At 71.3% G+C, this 1,872-nt stretch carries 2 protein-coding genes and 1 pseudogene; 1 reads left to right on the forward strand and 2 read right to left on the reverse strand.

The window, feature by feature from the left end; all coding sequences use genetic code 11:
- Window positions 1–339: 339 nt before the first annotated feature.
- A complete protein-coding gene (locus ACWC9T_RS41710) occupies window positions 340–570 on the forward strand; it encodes a hypothetical protein (RefSeq protein ID WP_449826236.1) in 231 nt (76 codons plus the stop codon).
- Between the two features lie 230 nt (window positions 571–800).
- Here the strand turns inward: ACWC9T_RS41710 and ACWC9T_RS41715 are convergent, their stop codons facing one another.
- Both ACWC9T_RS41715 and ACWC9T_RS41720 read right to left on the reverse strand, forming a co-directional pair.
- The gene (locus ACWC9T_RS41715) at window positions 801–1,637 is read right to left on the reverse strand and encodes a hypothetical protein (RefSeq protein ID WP_449826237.1); all 837 of its coding nucleotides are present in this window, start codon (window positions 1,635–1,637) and stop codon (window positions 801–803) included.
- A gap of 161 nt (window positions 1,638–1,798) precedes the next feature.
- A pseudogene (locus ACWC9T_RS41720) lies at window positions 1,799–1,872 on the reverse strand (transposase); the annotation flags it as partial.

Below are 1,872 nucleotides of genomic sequence, written 5' to 3' on the forward strand. Positions count from 1 at the left end.
CTCAGCCAGAGTGCCTGACCGACCGACGAGGACGACACCAGTGCACCGTCGCGCAGAGCCTCTCACCAGTGCGGATGAGGTTATCGGCAAGGGCAGGGCTCGGCGCGATCGCCCTGGCCATCCTCGATCTCGCCCGCGCGGTCCGGGAACTCGCAGAGGCGCAGCAGTAGCGACCCGGGTTCACCCTCGGTGGACGCGGGGAGGAGGTGCCTGGCTGGCTCGGCCGGGTGCTCCCTCCCGTCGTTTCAACGGGAGGGAGCCGTCCCGGAATCCCGCGACTGCGGCGTCCGGGTGACGGCTGTCCAGGGGTTCTGCGGGGCACCATCGGGTCGCACCTGTGTGCGATCTACGATGTGCCGGTGTCCGACACCGACGAATTTCCCCCTGACCTACGAGGCCGAGGCCGTTTGGGCTTCCGATCCGAGCGAGGACAACCGCGCGGCGTTCAGCGCCGTCGGCGCCGAACTGTACGCCCATCCCTACTGGGCGGGTGTGGAGAACCGGAACAAGGCCCTGATGAAGTTGAAGAAGGCCGGCCGCCCCGGCACCGAGGAGCCGGGCGCCTCCTGAAGGGCGTGCGGGCGCCCGGCCGGTGATGGCCCGGGAGGTGTGCGTCTCGCAGGTCCGGCCGGCGCCCCGGCGCAGAGTACCTGATCAAACCGGGATCGAGCAGTCCCGGGACGGCCCTATCCGGCAGAGAGCGACACGGGGAAGGGGTGTCCCCGTTGGCCGCGCATCTGTCGGCGGGCCGCAGGCCAGGCGCCCAGAGGGAGCCCCGCCGGGCGCCTGGCCTGCGTGTCTCAGCCGCCACTTCCTGCCTCACACACGCCGCGTACAGCGTCGCGGATGTCGAGGACCATCACGCCATCGATCTTCTCAATGCCGCCGGAGCCGAAGCGGACCCACAGCGGGAAGGCCCCGGCGTCGCGGGCGAAGGCGAGCTTCTGCGCGGAGGCCGCGTTCGGTGCGGAGTCGATCTCCACCACGATGTCCGTGCCGCCCGGCGTCCAGATCACCACGTCCAGGCGGCCGTACCGGCCCTTGCCGTCCGGCACCACCGGCACCCGCAGCTCCTTGTAGGTGCGGGCCAGATGCTCCAGCGGGCTGTCGCGGACGAACTCGTCCTTCAAGGAGAGCACCGCCCGGGTCAGACTCCGGGTGAGTTCGGCGGTGGTGGGCGGGGCATGGCCGTCCGCCCGGTTCGCGGCGACGGCCTCGGCCGCGCTCTGCGACCAGTCGGCCAGGACCTCGCCCAGCAGCCAGGCCAGGTTCTCCAAGTGGTCCTGCGGTGCTCGGCGGGGCCCGCGTCCGGTGAGCTGGTGGAACCAGCCCTGGGCCCAGTGCGCCTGGTCGAGAATCCGCAGCACACCCTCCTGGGCCGCGGCCCGCCCGGCATCCTGTGTCGAGGGCAGCAGGGTCGCGGCGGCGGCCGTCACCTTCGCCAGCACCCGGTCACGCTCGCCGTCCTTGCCCATGACCTCCTCGGCGGCGATGGCGCCCTGAAGGTACTTGGCCGCCCACCACCGCCACTCGGTCGCCAGCGGAGCCGGGACATCCGGCGCCAGTGCGACGGCATCCAGCAGCTCGGCCGCCCGGCCGGCGGCGGCCTTCGCCGCAGCCGACAGCTCCGCCTTCATCCGCGGCTCGTTCTCCCGCCACCATTCCTGCTGGCACTTCCAGCACCGGCCATGCTTCTTCGCCGCCGCCTCCGAGGTGACCATCGCGGTGTGCCCGCACGCGGGGTACGTGTAGGAGACTGAAGTTCCACCAAGGCCGGGTAGTTACTGACTTCGGCTCGTCAGGGTGACGTTGGGGTGTCGAGGGTCAGGCCGGTGCCGGCTATGAAGCCGTCGAGGGTGTCGGGCCGGTACT

It is taken from the genome of Kitasatospora sp. NPDC001159, from assembly GCF_053598235.1.